Annotated in this window: 15 protein-coding genes and 1 pseudogene; 12 read left to right on the top strand and 4 right to left on the bottom strand. The window is 66.4% G+C overall.

Annotated elements, in window-relative coordinates; genetic code table 11:
- Positions 1-11: 11 nt before the first annotated feature.
- The 5 genes and pseudogenes from U7230_RS12320 (at position 12) to U7230_RS12305 (ending at position 3,926) form a co-directional block, all read left to right on the top strand.
- On the top strand, positions 12-611 hold the full coding sequence (locus tag U7230_RS12320; RefSeq protein ID WP_324716133.1) for a UPF0236 family transposase-like protein: 600 nt from the start codon (positions 12-14) through the stop codon (positions 609-611).
- A pseudogene (locus tag U7230_RS15550) lies at positions 572-823 on the top strand (hypothetical protein); the annotation flags it as partial. The gene U7230_RS12320 and the pseudogene U7230_RS15550, both read left to right, overlap by 40 nt.
- Positions 802-1,461 (top strand): UPF0236 family transposase-like protein, encoded by a 660-nt coding sequence (locus U7230_RS12315; protein ID WP_404980521.1) that lies wholly within the window; start codon positions 802-804, stop codon positions 1,459-1,461. The pseudogene U7230_RS15550 and the gene U7230_RS12315, both read left to right, overlap by 22 nt.
- 322 nt (positions 1,462-1,783) lie before the next feature.
- Entirely contained in the window at positions 1,784-2,776 is a 993-nt protein-coding gene (locus U7230_RS12310; RefSeq protein WP_324716131.1) for a helix-turn-helix transcriptional regulator, read from the top strand.
- Positions 2,777-2,861: 85 nt separating this feature from the next.
- Positions 2,862-3,926, top strand: coding sequence for a bile acid:sodium symporter family protein (locus U7230_RS12305; protein ID WP_324716130.1), 1,065 nt, complete (start codon positions 2,862-2,864; stop codon positions 3,924-3,926).
- Positions 3,927-4,006: 80 nt separating this feature from the next.
- Here the strand turns inward: U7230_RS12305 and U7230_RS12300 are convergent, their stop codons facing one another.
- From U7230_RS12300 to U7230_RS12290, 3 genes are read right to left on the bottom strand one after another with little or no spacing between them, the layout of a single operon-like run.
- Entirely contained in the window at positions 4,007-5,302 is a 1,296-nt protein-coding gene (locus tag U7230_RS12300) for a TRAP transporter large permease (protein WP_324716129.1), read from the bottom strand.
- Positions 5,299-5,883, bottom strand: coding sequence for a TRAP transporter small permease (locus U7230_RS12295; RefSeq protein ID WP_324716128.1), 585 nt, complete (start codon positions 5,881-5,883; stop codon positions 5,299-5,301). Before U7230_RS12295 ends, U7230_RS12300 begins: the two co-directional genes overlap by 4 nt.
- Positions 5,880-6,905, bottom strand: a complete 1,026-nt coding sequence (locus U7230_RS12290; RefSeq protein WP_324716127.1) for a DctP family TRAP transporter solute-binding subunit — start codon at positions 6,903-6,905, stop codon at positions 5,880-5,882. The genes U7230_RS12295 and U7230_RS12290 overlap by 4 nt, the downstream gene beginning before the upstream one ends.
- 323 nt (positions 6,906-7,228) lie before the next feature.
- Here U7230_RS12290 and U7230_RS12285 point away from each other — a divergent pair, with 323 nt between their 5' ends.
- From U7230_RS12285 to U7230_RS12255, 7 genes are all read left to right on the top strand, one after another.
- The gene (locus U7230_RS12285) at positions 7,229-8,785 is read left to right on the top strand and encodes a HAMP domain-containing sensor histidine kinase (protein ID WP_324716126.1); all 1,557 of its coding nucleotides are present in this window, start codon (positions 7,229-7,231) and stop codon (positions 8,783-8,785) included.
- A gap of 5 nt (positions 8,786-8,790) precedes the next feature.
- Positions 8,791-9,558, top strand: coding sequence for a response regulator transcription factor (locus U7230_RS12280; RefSeq protein WP_324716125.1), 768 nt, complete (start codon positions 8,791-8,793; stop codon positions 9,556-9,558).
- 173 nt (positions 9,559-9,731) lie between these two features.
- Positions 9,732-10,931: a molecular chaperone TorD family protein gene (locus tag U7230_RS12275; RefSeq protein ID WP_324716124.1), complete on the top strand. Its 1,200-nt coding sequence runs from the start codon at positions 9,732-9,734 to the stop codon at positions 10,929-10,931.
- A 94-nt stretch (positions 10,932-11,025) separates the two neighbouring features.
- Complete coding sequence (locus U7230_RS12270) at positions 11,026-13,713, top strand: molybdopterin-dependent oxidoreductase (protein WP_324718243.1); 2,688 nt, start codon at positions 11,026-11,028, stop codon at positions 13,711-13,713.
- A 19-nt stretch (positions 13,714-13,732) separates the two neighbouring features.
- Positions 13,733-14,338, top strand: coding sequence for a sulfate reduction electron transfer complex DsrMKJOP subunit DsrO (dsrO, locus tag U7230_RS12265; protein WP_324716123.1), 606 nt, complete (start codon positions 13,733-13,735; stop codon positions 14,336-14,338).
- A gap of 18 nt (positions 14,339-14,356) precedes the next feature.
- Complete coding sequence (gene nrfD / locus U7230_RS12260; RefSeq protein WP_324716122.1) at positions 14,357-15,253, top strand: NrfD/PsrC family molybdoenzyme membrane anchor subunit; 897 nt, start codon at positions 14,357-14,359, stop codon at positions 15,251-15,253.
- Positions 15,254-15,358: 105 nt separating this feature from the next.
- Positions 15,359-16,066 (top strand): ATP-binding protein, encoded by a 708-nt coding sequence (locus tag U7230_RS12255; protein ID WP_324716121.1) that lies wholly within the window; start codon positions 15,359-15,361, stop codon positions 16,064-16,066.
- A gap of 23 nt (positions 16,067-16,089) precedes the next feature.
- Here the strand turns inward: U7230_RS12255 and U7230_RS12250 are convergent, their stop codons facing one another.
- The gene (locus U7230_RS12250) at positions 16,090-17,403 is read right to left on the bottom strand and encodes an IS256 family transposase (protein WP_324716120.1); all 1,314 of its coding nucleotides are present in this window, start codon (positions 17,401-17,403) and stop codon (positions 16,090-16,092) included.
- Between the last annotated feature and the right edge of the window lie 43 nt (positions 17,404-17,446).

Here is a 17,446-nt window from a genome sequence, read left to right as displayed (position 1 = left end):
GCGGGGTCTTCATGGAGCTTGGCTTCATTGTACCCAGCGACATCCGGTCGTTCAAGGACCTGGAGCGGTTCATCGTGGCCACCGTCTTGGCCAAGGTCGCCGAGCTGGTCGAAGCGGCCGTCCGGCGCATCGACGAGAGCCTTTCGCCCCCGGGTCGCGGATGGAAGTCGGTGGGGCGTAAGACCAAGCGGGTGACAGGGCTTTGGGGGCTGGAGTACCGGCTGCAACGCCGCATGTACCGGCGGCGTCGCCCCGACGGGTCCTGGGAGGAGTGCTGCCCGCTCGACGACAAGCTGGGGCTGCCCCACAGGGAGCGTTTCAGCCCCGGGGTCCAGGAGTGGGCGGTGGAACTGGCGACGCGCCATCCCTTTCGGGTGGCGGCGGCGATCCTGGCCGAAGCCGGGATCCCTGTGAGCGCCCAGACCATCCATCGCTGGGTGCAGGAGGCAGGCGCGAGCCGGGAGGCCGAGCAGCGCCGGGCGGTGGAGGCGATGGAGCAAACGGGCGAGCTGCCTCCCGGCGAAGGGCGTGAGGCGACGGCGGTGATCTGTGAGGTCGACGGGGGGTATGGGTGGCGCTGCAGCGGGAAAAGCAGCGGCGCTGGGAGTTGAAGCTCGGCGTTTTGCACGAGGGCTGGGAGCCGGAAAGCCCGGCCGGCCGGCGTTTTCGGCTGAAAGGGAAGTCTGTTTGGGGCGGGGATCTGCAGACCGAGGAGTTTTGGTCGAGGGGATTGCTACGTTTCGTCGAGCGCTACGACCCCCGCCGGGTGCGGCGGTTGGTGGGCAACAGCGACGGGGCTGCGTGGGCCCAAGAGGGTCGGGCGTGGCTGGGCATAGAAGAGTGGCACCTCGATCCGTTTCATCGCAATGCGGCGCTGGAGCGGTCCTGGGGTGGCATACGCCCCTGCTGCGCCGGGCCAAGCAGGCGGCCCGGCGAGGGGATTGGGCGAGGCTGGTGGCCGTGTTCGACCAGGCGAAAGCCGACCCGGCCTGTGCCGTGGCGAAGGAGGAGCTGGAGCGGGTACGGGCTTACCTGGAGGCGAACCGGGACGGGTTGGATGACTGGCGGCTGCGCGACCAGCCGTTACCCGAGCCGGCTCGGGGGCTGGGGGCGACAGAGCCGTCGGTCCGCCACGTGGTCGCAGACCGGCTCAAGGGGAAAGCGGCCTGGTCGCGCCGGGGGGCCCACCCCATGATGCAACTGCGCTGCCTGCGCCACGAGGGGCGGCTGAAGGGGTGGCTGGCCAACTGGACGGCCGGGAGCTGGCCGGTGCGATCGGAGCAGCCGGTGCTGGTCCGGCTGGCCCGGAAAGTTCGCCGGGGGCTGGTCGAGATCGACCCGCAAGCTTGGCTTCAGGCCCATGTGCCGATACTGAGCCACCCCGACGCCCGTCAGACGGCCACGGGCGTGGCGTTGCGCAGCCGCCTGGCCTGGGCTGCGCCGTGGGGGGCCCGGCTATAGGAGGGACTGGCGGGGTCTCACAAAACCCCACCGGGGCTTGACACATACCCACGGAAGCTGGCCCTCTCCAACAGTCATGCACGCGTGGTACAATCGCGTTGCCCTAACCCCGGCTACCCCGTATGCCGGTCAGCAGCTATGGTATCGCCTCGGCATGCGGCACGGTGGCACGTGGCTCCATTGAAGCGTAGCCTTAGCAGACGATCGTCTGCGTCGTTAGCTGCATCCGCGGCCCGTGGCCGCGGCCCCGTTGTCGTTTCGGGTAACGCTACTAAGAAGATGGTAGGACTATCGGGAGAACGTCGGGCGTCCGGGAGCCAAGATGGAGGCCATTGCCACGCAAGACCGTATCACCAGCAAAGCCGAGCGACTGCGCATTCTCGAGCAGACCCTGATCGGGGCCGGAGACAAGGGGGTCCGCCCCTCGGAGATTGCACGGCGTCTTGGGGTTAGACGGCAAACCGTCTACCGAGACCTTCGAGCGCTGTCCAACGCGCACGTCCCTCTATGGAACCCGGGCCGGGGTCGATGGGCCGTGCTGCAGGACCAATACGTCGGTACGGTGCGACTGACGATCCACGAGGCGGTTGCGCTGTTCTTCGCCGCACGGCTGCTGGTTCGTATGGCCGACGAGTTCAACCCCCACGCAGTGAGCGCTCTGGAAAAGCTTTCGCTTCGCTTTCCGGAGCCGGTTCGTACGCAGGCTCGCCAGGCCGCGCGCCAGATGGAAGGAAGCCCGCGTAATCGAGAGTTCGTTCAGGCGTTGGAGAGCTTGACGCTTGGCTGGATTGAGCGCCGAAAGGTGCGGGTGCTGTACCGGTCAGCTGAAGGACGTGCGGCCCACCCCTATGTACTACACCCGTATTTCCTCGAACCGATAGCCCCTGGATTGGCCGCCTATGTGCTGGGGTACGAGGAGACCTATTTCCGGTCCATCGTCACCCTGAAGATCGAGCGCATGACCGGAGCACGGCTCTTGGACGAGCGCTTCGAGGAGCCCGCCAACTTCGATCCCGCTGCCGTCTTGCAGAACGCGTGGGGGATCATGGGGTCGCCCGATCCGGTAACCGTGAGGCTGCGCTTCACCCCTGACGTGACCCGTCGGGTCAAGGAAAGCCACTGGCACCCTTCGCAGCACATCGAGGATACTCCGGACGGGGGGTGCATCCTTACCCTGCGGGTCGGGCACACTCTCGAACTCGTGCCTTGGATACGTTCCTGGGGCCGGTCCTGTGAGGTGCTGGAGCCGGCACCGCTTCGGGAGCAGCTCGGCGCCGAGTACCGGGCTGCAGCTGCGCTCTACCACGCGGGCTGAGGGAAAGGCGGCGACGCCCCGAACCCTCGCCGCAAAGGCCCACCGCTCGGGAAAGGCCCGGAGGAGGCGGAGGCGAGAGTTGGTCATGGACCGGCGAGCAGCCCGCCTGGATGCATGGCTGCAGCGGTGGCTGCTGGTGTTCGTCGTGGGGGCCATCGGCGCGGGGATCGCGGCAGGGGAGGCGATTTACCGGTACAAGGGGCTCTCGCCGTATTTGCTTGGCGTCACTATGGCGGTGGCGACCACGCGGTGCCGCTGGGAGGAGCTGCGGATCCTCTCCCGGCGGCCGTCGCTTGCGCTCGGGCTTCTCGTCACCGGCTACGGGGTGACCGGGCTACTGGGAATGGCGGGCGCGGCGGCTGCCTTCGGGACGGAGGCGGTGTGGTCTCGCTCCTTCGGTCTGCTCTGGTTTGGCCCGGCCGCAGCGGTCTCATCCCTGTGGACGCAGATCGCCGGGGGCAACGTGGCGCTCGCCGTGGTGTTGACCACGGTGAGCGTGGCGGTGACCTCGGCCTGGATCACGCCCGTCTTCCGGCTCCTCGTCACCGCGGGGGACGGGGGCGGGGCAGGGACGACCGCGCCCGAGGCAGCAGGGCTCTTATGGCACATGACCGCCACCGTCGCGGCCTTCGTGCTCCTGCCGGCGGCAGGGGGCCTGCTGGCGGGTCACCTCTGGCCCCAACGTGTCGCCCGTGCGAGGCCCTATCTCGGTCTCGCTGCGAAGGCCGGGATGCTCAGCATCGTCTTCATCAACACGGCCGGCGTCCGGCCGTACCTGGGCGGCGCGCTCACCGAGGCTGCCGTCATGGCGGCCCTCGTCGTCGGGGCGCAGGTGGTAGGGTACTCATCCGCCTTCGCGTGGAGCCGGTGGATCGAGCGCACAGGCGCCGAAGACGGCGTTGCCCTGGCCTACGTGGCCACCACGCGTAACACCGCGCTCGCCATTACCCTCGCCGCGCTCTACCTGCCGGCCCCGGCCCCGCTTGCGCCCACGGTGGCGTTCATCGTGCAGGAACCTCTGGCGGCGGTGGTGGCGAGGATGGCAGCAGCAGCCATGCGGCGTCGCGCACTCGCATTCCCGCAACCAGCCCGCGAGCTCGAGCTGACCCCTCCCGAGGCGCTTCCCGGCCCGCCGCCTCAGCGCATGTAGCTGCCGCCGTTGACGTCCAGCGTGTGGCCGGTTACATAGTTGGAGCGGTTGCTGGCCAGGAACAGTACTGCCCATCCTCATTACCCCATCACGAGTCGCGGCAGCCACAACGTGATTTCCGGTACGTACGTGAGCAGCAGCAAGGCCGCCACGGAAACGGCCACGATGGGCCACACCCGAGACGCCAGGCGGTCGAAGGGAACGCCCGCGATATGGGCGCCGACGTACAGATTAATCCCTACGGGCGGCGTGACGAGCCCGATGGCGAGGTTGACGGTGACCACCAGCCCGAACCAGACCGGATCCCACCCGAAGTGCCGTGCGACCGGGAGCAGGATGGGAAGGGTGATGTACATGATAGAGATGGCGTCCATCAGCATCCCCAGGATGAGCAGCAGCAGGTTGATCACGAGAAGCGCCGTCACCGGGTTGGACGCGATCGAGAGAAGCGCCTGGGCCATGCGGTCCACGATACCCTGAGTGGCCATCACCCATGCGAAGACGCCGGCGAAGGCGACCACCAGCATGACCACCGCCGACGATGTGGCGGCTTCGACCAGAATGCGGTAGAGTTTGGCCACGGTGAGAGTGCGGTAAATGACGCCGCCTACGAAGAGCCCCCACATGACCGCAACCACGGCCGCCTCAGTGGGGGTTACGACCCCGCCGTACACCCCGCCCAGGATGATGGCCGGGGTGAGTAGACCCCAGAAAGCGTCCTTTCCCGCTATCCACAGATCCCGCCAGGAGCCCCGCGTGCCTCCCCGCCATCCGTGTTTGCGCGACAGCCATACCGCGTAGCCGATGAGGAAGAGCCCCACCAGGACGCCCGGCACGATACCGGCCAGGAAAAGCCGGGCAATGGACGTCTCCGCGAGCACCCCATAGACCACGAGCGCGATGCTGGGAGGGATCACGATGGCGAGGGCCGCCGCCATGCACGTGATGGACGTTGCGAATGACCGCTCGTAGCCCTCCTTGCCCATCGCCGGGATCAAGATGGGGCCCAGGGCGGCCACCGACGCCGGCCCCGATCCGCTCACCGCCCCCCAAAACATCCCGACGAGCACCGTGACCACCGCAAGGCCACCTACCGCCTGTCCCACGAGCAGCTTGACGAACCGCACGATGCGCTCTGCGATGCCCGTCTCGCCCATGATGACGCCCGCCAGGATGAAGAAGGGGATCGCCAGCAGCGAGAACTTGGCGATGTTGGCGAACATGAGGTCCGCCAGCATCCTGAATCCCATCTGCGTGGTGTACAGCACTGCCGCCCCGCTCAAGCCAAGAGCGAATGCGATGGGCACCTGCAAGGCGACGAGGAGGCCGAAGCTGCCCAGGAGCACCAGAAGGGGATCCAGGCCGACCAGGCTCATGACGACCTCTCCCCTCCCGCGCCGCCCTGGTGTGCCGCACCGTCCCGCAGCTCCTTCCAGGCTGCCTCGACGATGCGGATGGCGATGACGACGCCGCCGACCGGGATGCCGAGCGAGAACCACCACATCGGGAGGGACATGGAGTACGTCTCGACGCCCATCGCGCGCTGGTAACTCACGAGTGCCCACCCCTGCATCACCATCAGGCCCGTGGCGAGAAGCGACAATCCGTACGCGGCGACCCGAACCGCCGGCCGAAAGGGCGCGGGCAGCCGGTCCACCAGCATCGTCACGGCGGCGTGCGCCTTCCTGCGAACCGCAATGGCTGCTCCGAATAGCGAGAGCCACACGAAAAGGTTGATGAGCAGCTCTTCCGAGAAGGCGAGCGACGAGGTCGTCAGGTACCGCACCACCACGTTGGCAAAGGCAAGGATGACCATGAAGCCCAGCAGGCCCGCAACCACGCCTTCCTCCAGGTGGTCGAGCGCCCGCGCCAGGAGAAGCGTCGCGGCGTGGGGGCGGGGGGCCGCCCTGGCGCTACCCCTGGCAACGCCCTGCTCGGCCGAGACCCGGCTGATCATCGGGCTTCCCGTGCCTGTTCGAACAAGGCGACGAGGTCGGGACCCACCCGCGCCGCCCACTTGTCAAAGGCCGGCTTCGCGGCATCCCGGAACGGCTGGATCTCCGCGGGCGTGGGCTCGTAGACCTCCATCCCCTGCTTCCGCAGAAAATCGACCCCGCTTGCGGTATCCTGCCTGCTGATCTCGACCTGATACTGCATGGCCTCTTTCGCCGCCTGGCGGATGACCTGCTGGATGTCGGGCGGGAAGCTGTCCCACGTGGGCTTGCCTACCGCCAGGAAGAGCGCGTCGTAGGAGTAGTGCCAGACCGTCATGTACTTCTGGACCTCGTAGACTCGCTGGGGAATGATGACGGCGCCGATGGGGTTCTCCTGGCCGTCGATGACCTTTTGCTGGAGCGCCGTGTAGACTTCGCCCCACTGCATCTGGATGGCGTTCGCCCCGAGCGCGTTGAGGATGTCCACCTGGATGGGCACCGCCACACGGATCTTCAGGCCCTTCAAGTCGGCCGGCGTGCGGATGGGGCGCACAGAGTTGGTCAGCTCGCGAAAGCCGTTTTCGCCCCAGGCGAGGTTGACCAGGCCGTACCTGGCCATGATCTCGTCCAGTCGCTTGCCGGCAGGCCCGGAGAACGCCCTGTCCACGTCGGCATACCCGTTGAAGAGGTAGGGGAGCGACACGACGGCGAACTGCGGGATGAGCGGCGTAATGTTGAGCGTGGAGGTAAGCACGAAGTCGATCACGCCCCGGGCCGCCATGTCCGCCTGGCGCATCTGGTCGCCGCCCGTCAGGATGGCGTTAGGGTAGACCCGGATGTTCACCTTGCCGCCTGTCCGTTCGCGCACCAGCTCCGCGAAGCGGACCGCCCCCTTGTGCCACGTCGTGGTGTCCGCGGTGTTGTGGGTCAGCCGGTACTCCGCCTTCAACGCGGCCGCCGCGGCATCTGCCGCCGCCGGGGACAAGAGTGCGATGAAGAGCACTACTGAAAGGACGCCTGCGAGCAGGGAAACCCACCGCTTCATCGATCTCGCCTCCTACCGGTCCCGTGTGGGAGAAACGAGTTCACGTGTCCCGGAAAGATTCCTCCGGGCGCTCGACCAGGCCGATGAGCTCATGATGACACTGTCTCACGCCCCTTGTGGGAAGCCTGTGTGTTGGTGGGAAACGTAATTCGTCCCCTTACGTTTGTTCCCTCCACCCGCTTGCATCATCTTGCCGGAATCGGAGTCGGCACTGCCCCTGCGGGGCGACCCCGGGGTCACGGAGGGCGAAGCCGCGCAGGGGACAAGGCTCGAGAGGATTGGTTCCGACTCTGTTGAAGCCCCTGTGCCAGAGGACGGTCGCAATGGGGCTGCGGAAGACCCCCGGCTCTCCGGGAGGCGGGAACGAGGGGCGCTTACGCTGGCAGGCCGGCACGCCGGGTGTCGCGTCGTACCGGGCATTGGCCTCGTCCCTGACCGATGCGAGCCGGCGGCCGGTCTTGCTGTTGCGGATTCTCACCATTACGATTTCAACTTGCTTGGTTGGAGCCCTTTTGTCTTTGGTCCTCCTCGGCTATGTTCACCGCCGCGAGCTCCTGCGGGTCAATCTGCGCTCGGCGGAGACCGTCGCGCGCCTGGTCGAGGCCAGCCTCGAGCATGCCATGCTCCGCAACGACCGCGCCATGGCCGCCCGTATCGTAGAGTCTCTGGTGAGCGAAGGTAACCTTGAAAAGGTTCGCGTGCTGGACACCGGCGGGGCCGTCAGGCTCAGCTCGGTACCGGACGAGGTGGGCACGATCCTGGACAAGACGGACGCGGGCTGTCGTGAGTGCCATGGCACGCCGGGACCACCGGGAGCCGGGTCGGTGCTGGTACCCACAGGGCAGCGCCACGACCGGGTGGTGAGCGTCAAGCCCATCCTCAACGCGCCGGCCTGCCGGTCGTGCCACGACCCCGGGGCACCCGTACTTGGGGTGCTCATGGTGGAAAGCTCGGTAGAGGGCCTTCTGGCCCAGGTCGGCGCCGGGCTTCCTCCGCTGGCGGCGGCCGCAGGGATATCGGTCCTGTTGCTGGGCGGGCTCCTGGTGTTTGCCCTCGACGGAATGGTGACGCGGCCGGTGCGGCGACTCGCCCTGGCGGCTCGAACGATCGGGGCGGGAGACCTCGAGCACGAAGTGCCCCTTGCGGGCGACGACGAGGTGGGTTTGCTGGCGCGGGAACTGGAATTCATGCGGCGGCGGTTGAAGACCTTGCTCGAGGAGAGGGAGGGGGAAAGCCGGCGGGTGGCAGCCCTGCAGGAGCGTGACCGCCTGGCTCGGGAACTCCACGACCGGCTCGCCCAGGTGCTCTCCTGTGTCAAGCTCGACCTGGCGGTCCTGGAGGGTCATCTCGCGGCCGGGCGGCGTGACGAGGCCCGGGCCGAGTTATGGGAGATGAAAGAGCTGGTACAGAGTGCACACCTCGGGCTGAGGGAGACCATCTTCAACCTGCGCCTGTCTGCCACGCCGTCCAGGGGCCTGGTGGCGGCCGTCCGGGAGTGCCTGGACGCCTGCCGCACCCGGTACGGCGTGGAGGTCGACCTGGTGGAGCGAGGCGGGGTTGTGCCTCCACTCCCGCCCGAGGTGGAGGCAGAGTTGCTCAGGGCGATTCAGGAAGCGCTTTCCAACGCGGGCCGCCACGCAGCCGCCCGTCTCGTCCGGGTGGTTTTCGAGATCCCGAGCGAGGGAGGCCTCCGCATCACCGTCGAAGACGACGGACGGGGCTTCGATCCGGCCCGAACTGCAGGGAACAGCGGCCACGGGTTCGGGCTACGGATCATGCGGGAGCGGCTGGAAGGCATCGGCGGGCGGCTCGAAGTGCATTCCCGGCCGCGCGAGGGAACCCGCATCGTCATGCTCGTTCCCGGAGCGGGGAAAGGATGATGGGCATGGATTCAGCGGAGCGCGCGGGAATCCCCGCTCCCACCGGGGCGGCAGAGGCGGTATCACCTGCACAACCCGTCAAAGTGCTCCTGGTGGATGACCACGTGTTGTTCCGCAAGGGCCTCGCGGCCCTCTTCAACCGCCGTCCCGGTTTCGTGGTCGTGGGGGAGGCGGGGGATGGCAGCGAGGCGATTGCGCTCGCCAGTCAGACCATGCCGGACGTCATCCTGATGGATATCGGGCTGCCCACCGTGAGCGGGATCGAGGCGACCCGCGTCATCAAGCGCCACACGCCCCGCGTCCACGTCGTGATGCTCACGGTTTCCGACGACGACCGGGACCTTTTCGCCGCCATCAAGTGCGGCGCGGATGGCTACCTCCTCAAAGACGCGGAGCCGGAGGAGCTCTATGAGGTCATCGAGGAGGTGCACCAGGGGAAGCCCCGGCTTTCCGGGCCCATCGCGGCGCGGATCCTGGACGAGCTGCGCCGGCGCGACGAAGCAGGCCCCGACCAGACCCAGCCTCCGCCCGAGGCGCTGACGCCACGGGAGTCGGAGGTCCTTCGGCTCGTAGCGCGGGGACTGACGAACAAGGAGATTGCCGCAGGGCTCGGGATTGCAGAAAACACCGTGAAGATCCATCTGCGCAACATTTTAGAGAAACTGCACCTGACCAACCGCATCCAGTTAGCGGTGCACGCGGTGCAAAAGGGGCTGGTCAACGAGGGGGAAGGAGACGGGAGAGCAAGCCGGACCCCCGGGCCGGCCTCATAGGAGACAGGGTCGACCCGTTCGGGTACCCGGTTCGGACATGGGCTAGCCCGATCGGGTTAGGCGGCTCCGGTTCCTTGGTTCAAGGGGGCTATCCCAGAGTAGCTCCCTTTTTCTGTCCACCTCCGCCGGTGCGGTGTGGTGGCCGGGCCCCGGAAATGCTACAAGGTCCTTGATTGGCATGGGCGCGTCGGCGGGGGAAGAGGCGAGTCCGCCTGGTACGGGTTATCATTTGTTCAAAGCGCGCCCTTTTCCGCAAGGGCCTCGAACGCCTGCTTGCGGAGGCCTCCGGCATCGAGGTCGTGGCCCAAGAGTCCGACGTGGAGCAGGCCCTCGAACGCGCGCGTAAGACGGGCGCGGATTGCCTCGTGGTGGATTGCACCGATTCCAGAGTCGACCCCGCCCAAGTTGCTGCCCGGGTGATGAAGGAGCACCTGTCGGCCACCGTGGTTGGGCTCAATTTACGGGACAATACGCTGCTCGTTTTCCGTGGGCGTCGGCGCGTCGTGGGAGGGGTATCAGACCTGATGGAGAGCCTCAAGGGTAACGGTGCCGGCAGGACAAACGGTGTCGACGAGTGCGGTACAGGGGCGGGGTGCGGCGCAGCAGACAGCGTCCCGCCCACACATGACGAGCTGGCCAAGCTGGCCGAGAACCGCAGCCGCATTTACGGGTTTCTCGCCTCGGTTTACAACCAACTTCCAGACGACGGGTTCGCCGCGAAGCTCCGTGACCCGGCCCTGGTCTCGGAACTCGAGGGTCTTTCGGCGCAGGAAGGGATCTGGCCCGAGGTACGGGAAGGCGCGCGGCTGGTGGCGGAGTTCGTGCGGGCTGTGCAGGGACAGGAGGTGGAGGGGCTCAAGACCGCGCTGGCGGTGGACAGGACCCGGCTCTTGCGCGGTATCCGGCCAGGGTATGGGCCGCCACCCCCCTATGAGTCGGTCTATGTGGGCTCTGACCACCAGCCCCGGATGCAGGCCACCGTGGATGTGGTCAAAGCGTACGCCGAGGCCGGCGTTGGCCTGCCGGAGGCGGCCCGCGACCAGCCGGACTTCATCGGCTACGAGCTTGATTTCCTGCGGTACCTGGCGGAACGCGAGGCTGAGGCATGGAGGGCGGGGGATGCCGACAAGGCCATCGAGGCTCTGGAGATGCAGGAGGGATTCTTGAGCGCGCACGCGGCGCGCTGGATACCGCGTTTTTGCGAACTCATGGAAAGAGAGGCGAAGCTGGATTTCTACCGGGGCATCGCCCTGATCACCAAAGGGTTCGTCGGGCAAGAGGTGGAGTCTCTTCCGCTCGAGAGGGAGTTGTTGCGAAGCTCGGGTGAGACCCAGACGTCCAACCGGGGTGGCCTGAAGGAACGGACACGCTGATGGTTCGGAGTGCATTCGTAAGGGCAATACGGGGAGACGACGTAATCGGCGGCCGGCGTGCCGGTAGAGCAAGGGAGGGCCGGATACATTGACGATGGCTACTGTGACTCATCGCGTCTCGAGACGGAATTTCGTCAAGGCGACGGGAGCGTTGGCTGCGGTCGCGGGCACCCTGGGTGGTGGTACCTACAGGCGCATCGTCTCCGCAGCCACGGGTGCTCCGGTGCAGCCACAGAGTGAGGAAGTCAAGTACGGAGTCTGTCGCATGTGCCACACGTATTTTTGCGCCACGCGGGTGCATGTGCAAAACGGGATCGTCACCCTGGTCGAGGGTGCCAAGGATTGCGACGTGAACCAGGGCGCCCTCTGTATTCGGGGCCACGGCCTCATCATGAACCTTTATGACCCCTACCGATTGAAGAAGCCCCTGGTGAGAACTAATCCAAAGAAGGGGCTCAACGTGGATCCCCAATGGAAGGAGGCATCCTGGGAGGAGGCCCTCGATCTGGTGGGGAAACGCATCCGCGACATCCTCGCCCGGGATCCCAGGAGGATAGCGATCTTCACCGGGTTCGGTGCGGATGGCTCGCAATACGCGCGACTCCTTGCAGGGGCGCTCGGGACGCCGAATGGGATCACTACCAGCGGCTCCATATGCTCTACGCACTTCCACAACTTCTTCGGCCACGGCACGATGATGGACCGGGCCGATGTCGAATACTGCCGGCTCCTCATCGCCGTAGGTCGTGGCACGGGCGGTAACTTCGGAGAGGCGCAGGGGACGCAGGGACCCTTCTTCCGGGCCAGGGAGCGCGGGATGCGTTTCGTCGTCGTCGACCCGAGGCTTTCGCCGGAGGCAGCCAAGGCCGACGAGTGGATCCCCATCAGGCCGGGAACCGACCTGGCTTTCTTTCTAGGGATGATGCACGTCATCCTGTTCGAACGAAAGGAGTACGATATCGAGTTCCTGAAGCACCGGAGCAATGCTCCGTATCTGATCGGGCCGGATGAACTGTACGTGCGGGACCGGACGAGCAACAAGCCGCTCGTTTGGGACATGGCGGACGGTCGCCCCAAGCCATTCGATGACCCCGGCCTGAAGGATCCGGCTCTCACCGGGACGTACGACGTGCGCGGCGTTGCGGCTCGCCCGGCCTTCCAGCTATTGATGGACCACGTGCAAGACAAGACCCCGGAATGGGCCGAGGGGATCACGACGGTGCCGGCCGCGACGATTCGTCGCCTCGCCAATGAATTCGTGGACCAGGCGAGCATCGGAGCCACCATCACCATCGACGGCGAAACGTTCCCGCTGCGCCCCGTCGCCATCAACGTCAACCGAGGGGTCACGAACCGCAAGAACGGCCACCTGTCTTCCTGGGCAGCAGTCGTGCTCTGTGAGCTCGTGGGAGCGATGGATGTCCCCGGAGGCCGGCTCGGATCCGGGTTCGGGCCGTTCAATAGGCCAGACGAGGATGGTACCGTGGCCCTGTACAGGGGACCGGGGTTGCAGCCGGGTCCGTTTCCGTGGAAGTTCCCCCCTGACTCGTACGATCTGGCCTCGCTGTATCCGCACCGGCACAACATCGGGTTCAACGTGATCAAAGCCCTCGAGGATCCGTCCAAGTACGGCCTCGATTACCCGCTGGAGCTGGCCATCTTCTACGGAGGCAGCCACTTCAACAAGGGCGGTACTCCGGAAAGGATCGAATCCGCTCTCCTCAAGATTCCTTTCATCGTATCCATCGAGGCGACGATGGGCGAGAATGCAATGCTGTCGGATGTCATCCTTCCGGAGCACGCCGTTTTGGAGCGACACTTCGCCAACATCAACGAGCCGCACAGCCCCGAGATGAGGCCGAAGATCGTGGACAGTGGCAACATCGGCTTGACGGGCGTGATGGTGAACATTCCTGCTGTGAAGCCTCTATACGATACGAAGAACGCTGACGATATCATCCTGGACCTGGCGGAAGCGGCCGGCGTGCTGACCGGTGAGAGAGGGCTCAACGGAATGATCAACCGGCAGCTGAAGCCGGAATACCGGATAGACCCAAACAAGCGCTACAACTACGTGGAGCTGCTGGAGCGCCGTCTGAAGTCGGTCACGGGCAAAGGTTATGACTTCTGGGAGCAGCACGGATTCGAGCTGGAGAAGGCGCCTGCCAGGGAAAGCTATAACTACCATTACAATCCCATGGGCAAGACTCGTTACGTCTTGTACCGAGAAGTGCTGAAGCGCACGGCCCACACCATTCGGGAGAATTTCGGCAAGCTGGGTATCACCATGCCCGGATGGGACTTGGAGGACTTCCTGTCCTACTATCAGGCTCTACCCGTATGGAGGCCCAGCACTGCTGCGGCCGCACCGGCGGAGTTCGATCTCTATGCAGTCGTGTGGCGAACGCCGCCATACATGTTCGATCTGAGCTGGGTGCAGAGCAACGCGCTGCTCTTCGACATCGCCAGGCACGTTGATCCGTACCAGTTCGTGGTGCTCTTGAACCGATCCACCGCGAAGGCGAAAGGCCTCCAGGACGGCCAAGTGGTTTGGGTAGAGTCTCCATACGGACGCACGCAGGCCCGGGTACGGCTAACCGAAGCGATCCATCCCGAAGTCGTCGGGTTCCCGGGCGGACTGAAGCGGAGCTCTTCCGGCCTGAACCCCATGGCTCTGGAAGGGACCAATTTCAACAGGCTGGTTCCCATCGACGACGGTACGTTCGAACCCATGACAGGCGGGCTAGACACGGCAGTGAAAGTGAAAATCTATGCGGCCTGAGCAGGGGAGGTAGCTACCCATGAGATACGGGATGGTCATTGATCTGGCGAGATGTATCGGCTGCCAATCATGTACGGCCTTCTGCAAAGTCAAGAACGGAACCCCTCCAGGGGTCTTCTTGAGCAAGGTGCTCGTGCATGAGGTGGGGCGATATCCGAACACTCAGGTCGTCTACCAGCCCATGCTGTGCATGCACTGTGAGCAGGCGCCGTGCGTGCAGGTCTGTCCGACGGGGGCCAGCTACAAGCGGCCGGACGGGATCGTCGCCGTAGATGCCGACAGGTGCATGGGCTGCCGGTACTGCGTGGCAGCATGCCCGTACGGGGCCCGAAGCTTCGTGGAGTCCCTGCAGCCGTACTACCCGGGTTTCGAGCCGACTCCCTACGAGAAGGTCGCTCATGCCAACCACCAGGCCGGCGTGGTGGAGAAGTGCAACTTCTGCATGGATCGGATCGAACGAGGGGAGGAGCCAGCCTGCGTGCAGACCTGTCCGGCGAAGGCCCGCACCTTCGGGGACCTGGATGACCCCAACAGCGAGGTTTCGAAGCTGATCGCCCGCCGGCATGGCTACCAGTTGCTGGCGGAGCTGGGCACTAACCCGTCGGTCTACTACCTGCCGGCGTGAGGGAAAGGAGCTTGGGCGATGGGCCTGCAGAGCACATGGGGGCCGCTGGTGGCCTGGGATTTCTTCCTGGGGGGCGCCGGGGCGGGCGCCTACCTGATGGCCGTGTGGCTGGGGTGGACGGACCGCCGGCACGGGTGGCTGGCTCGGACGGGCATCGTGCTGGGGCCGGTGCTGGTGGCGTTGGGGGCGCTGCTCCTGCTGATGGACCTGGGGGAGCCCCTGCGCTTCTGGCGAGGCTATAGCCGGCCCGGGTCGTCGGTGATGTCGGTGGGGGTGTGGCTGGTCAGCCTGTTCTTGGTGCTGGGGGCCGTGCACCTCGCCCGGCAACTGCGCGCATGGCGCGAGGGTGTGGTTCTAGGCTGGCTGGCGGGGCTCAACGGGGTATTCGCGCTGGGCGTGATGCTCTACCCGGGACTGCTGGTGGGCGTGGTAAAGGCGGTGCCGTTTTGGAACACCCCGCTTTGGCCGGTGCTGTTCGTGGTGGCGGGTCTGTCGGCGGGGGTAGCGGTGCTGGTAGGGGCAGCGCAGCTCAGCCGGCGGTCGGGCGGACGACCGGATGCAGTCGAGGAGGCCATGGGGGTGCTGGCGCGGGCCATGGCGGTGCTGGTGGGGCTGGAGGCCCTGGGGCTTCTCGCGGTGCTGGTGGTGGCCTCTGGCTCCGGGCTGACGGCCGCAGCCTCGGTGGCGTACCTGGTAAGCGGGGGGTACGCGTGGGCCTTCTGGCTGGGGCTGGTGGGTCTGGGGCTGGTGGTGCCGCTGGTCTGGTCGGTGCTGGCCTGGTCGAGCCGATCGGGCGGCGGCGTTGGCAACCTGGTGCCTTGGGGGACGGTGGCGGCGGTGTGCCTGCTGGTAGGAGCTGTGGTGCTGCGCTACAGCGTGCTGGCCGCGGGGCTGGCCCGGCCGGTGATCCCGTGAAGGAGCGCCTGCCGCCCTTGCAGGGTTGAGGGTCTGGCGACGTCTCCGGGGCAGCCTGCCTGCCAGGGCACGCAGGCTGCCCCGCACCTCTCAGGGTGGGGTGCCATGGCGGTTCGGGGCTTTCAACCGTGGGCAGATGAGCTGGCAGCTCTTCAAACGGATAACTTCGAGGTTCATCCGGAGCAGTGCGTGCGGGTGCGGCACCGGCAGGCCAGGTGCACGCGGTGTGCGGATTTCTGCCCCACCGGAGCCATCCAGATCGGCACGGCCTTGAAGGTGGTGCCGCTGCGCTGTGCCCAGTGCGGCCTCTGTCTGGCAGCCTGCCCGACAGGCGTCTTTGGGCCGAAGCGACCCGGTGATGCCGACATCATGGCCGGCCTGGAGCGGGCCGCCCAACGTAGCGAGCAGGTAGTTTTCGCCTGTTCGCTTCTTCTTCGGAAGCACCGCCGGATGCGCTCGCATCCCGGGCTGGTCGAGTTGGACTGCCTCGGCAGGCTTCACGAGTCGCTGCTGGTGGGCGCCGTGGCGGCCGGCGCCCGTGACGTCGTGCTGTCCGACGGACTTTGCGAGCGATGTACCTACGAGGTGGGCCGCAAGCTTGCCAATGATCGGGTCGCCACCACCCGCACGCTGCTGGACGCGCTGGGCATGGAAGCAGCGGTCCGTTTTTCCGAGCAGGCGTTACCGGGGATGCCCGCACTGCAGGACCGCGGTACAGAGCGTGCTGCTGCGTCAGCCACCGGCCCGGCAGGCTCGTGGTCCAGAGGGCAGGCCGATGGTCCGCGACGTTGTCCCAGGTTATGTGGAATTTGAATAGCGCCTCCGGGATCCTTTTTTCAACCGGTAGCGAGTACAGGCTCGCTCATGGCCACTTCGGCTCCGATGGCTCGGCGCAGAGCGGCCTGAAGCATGGGGATCAGGCGGTAGCCGCGAATCCGCCGAAAGCGGGATTCAGCCGCCAGAAGCCCTATCCCCACCCACCGCTCGGCGTGCTGACCAGAACGCCAGCGCTTCACCCGCCCCGCCTTGGCGCGCACCACCGACAGCGCCGACTCCACCGTGTTGGTGGAGGCCAGCGACAGCCGCAGCAGGCCCGGGATGCCCAGCCGGTGCAGCGTCAGGGTTTCGTCCAACCCCTCCCGCAGGCTGTCCGCTGCCCCCGGGTGCTCCACCTCGAGCCGGTCGGCCAGGCGCTCCAGGGCCTCCCTGGCGACGCTGTAGTCCGGCTCCCCGTAGGCCTGGTCCAGCTTGCGGGCCACCCAGGCCTTCGCCGACTCCGGCAGGTGGTCCAGCACGTTCGCCTTCTTATGGACCTGACACCGCTGGACGAGGGCCTGCTTTCCGAAGACGGCTCGGACGGCGGCCCGCAAGGCCTTGGCCCCGTCCATCACCACCAACAGCCCCTGATCGGAGGACAGACCCCGCTCAACCAGGTCTTGCAGCAGTCCCTTGACCACCGCTTCGTTTTCCGTCGCCCCTTCCCGCAAGCCCAACAGCCGCTTGCGCCCGTCGGCATCGATGCCCAAGGCCACCACCACCGAGGAGTCGCCCACCCGCACCCCATCGACGACCAAGGCGACGATGGACCCCTGATCGAGCCGCTGGGTCAGGCGCTCCTCCAGCAGCCGACCCATGGTCTGGGTGAAGCGGGCACTGATCCGGCTTCGGGAGACCCCCTTACCCGGGAGCGCGTCGGTCCCGTCCAGCGTCTCCCGATAGCCCCGGGTCGACACCCCGTGGAGCAGCCGGGCCACCACCGCTTCGGTCAGGCTGTCCTCCTGCTGGGCCCACAGGTAGGTGTCGAGCACCACCTCCTGGCGGTCTTTGGAGCGGGCCCGAGGACGCTGGACGCTCACCTTGCGGCCCAGCACCACCACCCAGCCCTTTGCCTGGCCATGGCGGTAGGCGGGACGCTCCCGGCGATGCCGCCCCTTGGGTCCGACCCGCTCGGCCAGCTCGGCTTCCATCATCTCCCCGAGGGCCGCAACAGCCAGCTGCAGCACCAGCGCCGTCAGGCCCCCCTTCACCTGCTCCCCCAGCCGGCGCAGGGGAAGCTGGATGCTTTCGGGCAAAAACGGTACCTTTCGAGCCTTCCGGCGGTCGACCTTCTGAACCTTCCCATTCGGGCTGACCACGTGATATGCTGGCATCGGCGGCTCCTCCCATCCGCTGGGTTTTGCCAGCCCCTCTTCT

The organism is Limnochorda sp. L945t (assembly GCF_035593305.1).
Taxonomy (GTDB): domain Bacteria; phylum Bacillota; class Limnochordia; order Limnochordales; family Geochordaceae; genus Carboxydichorda; species Carboxydichorda subterranea.
The sequence above is the reverse complement of the archived record's forward strand: the minus strand, read 5'-3'. Positions and strand labels throughout refer to the sequence as shown.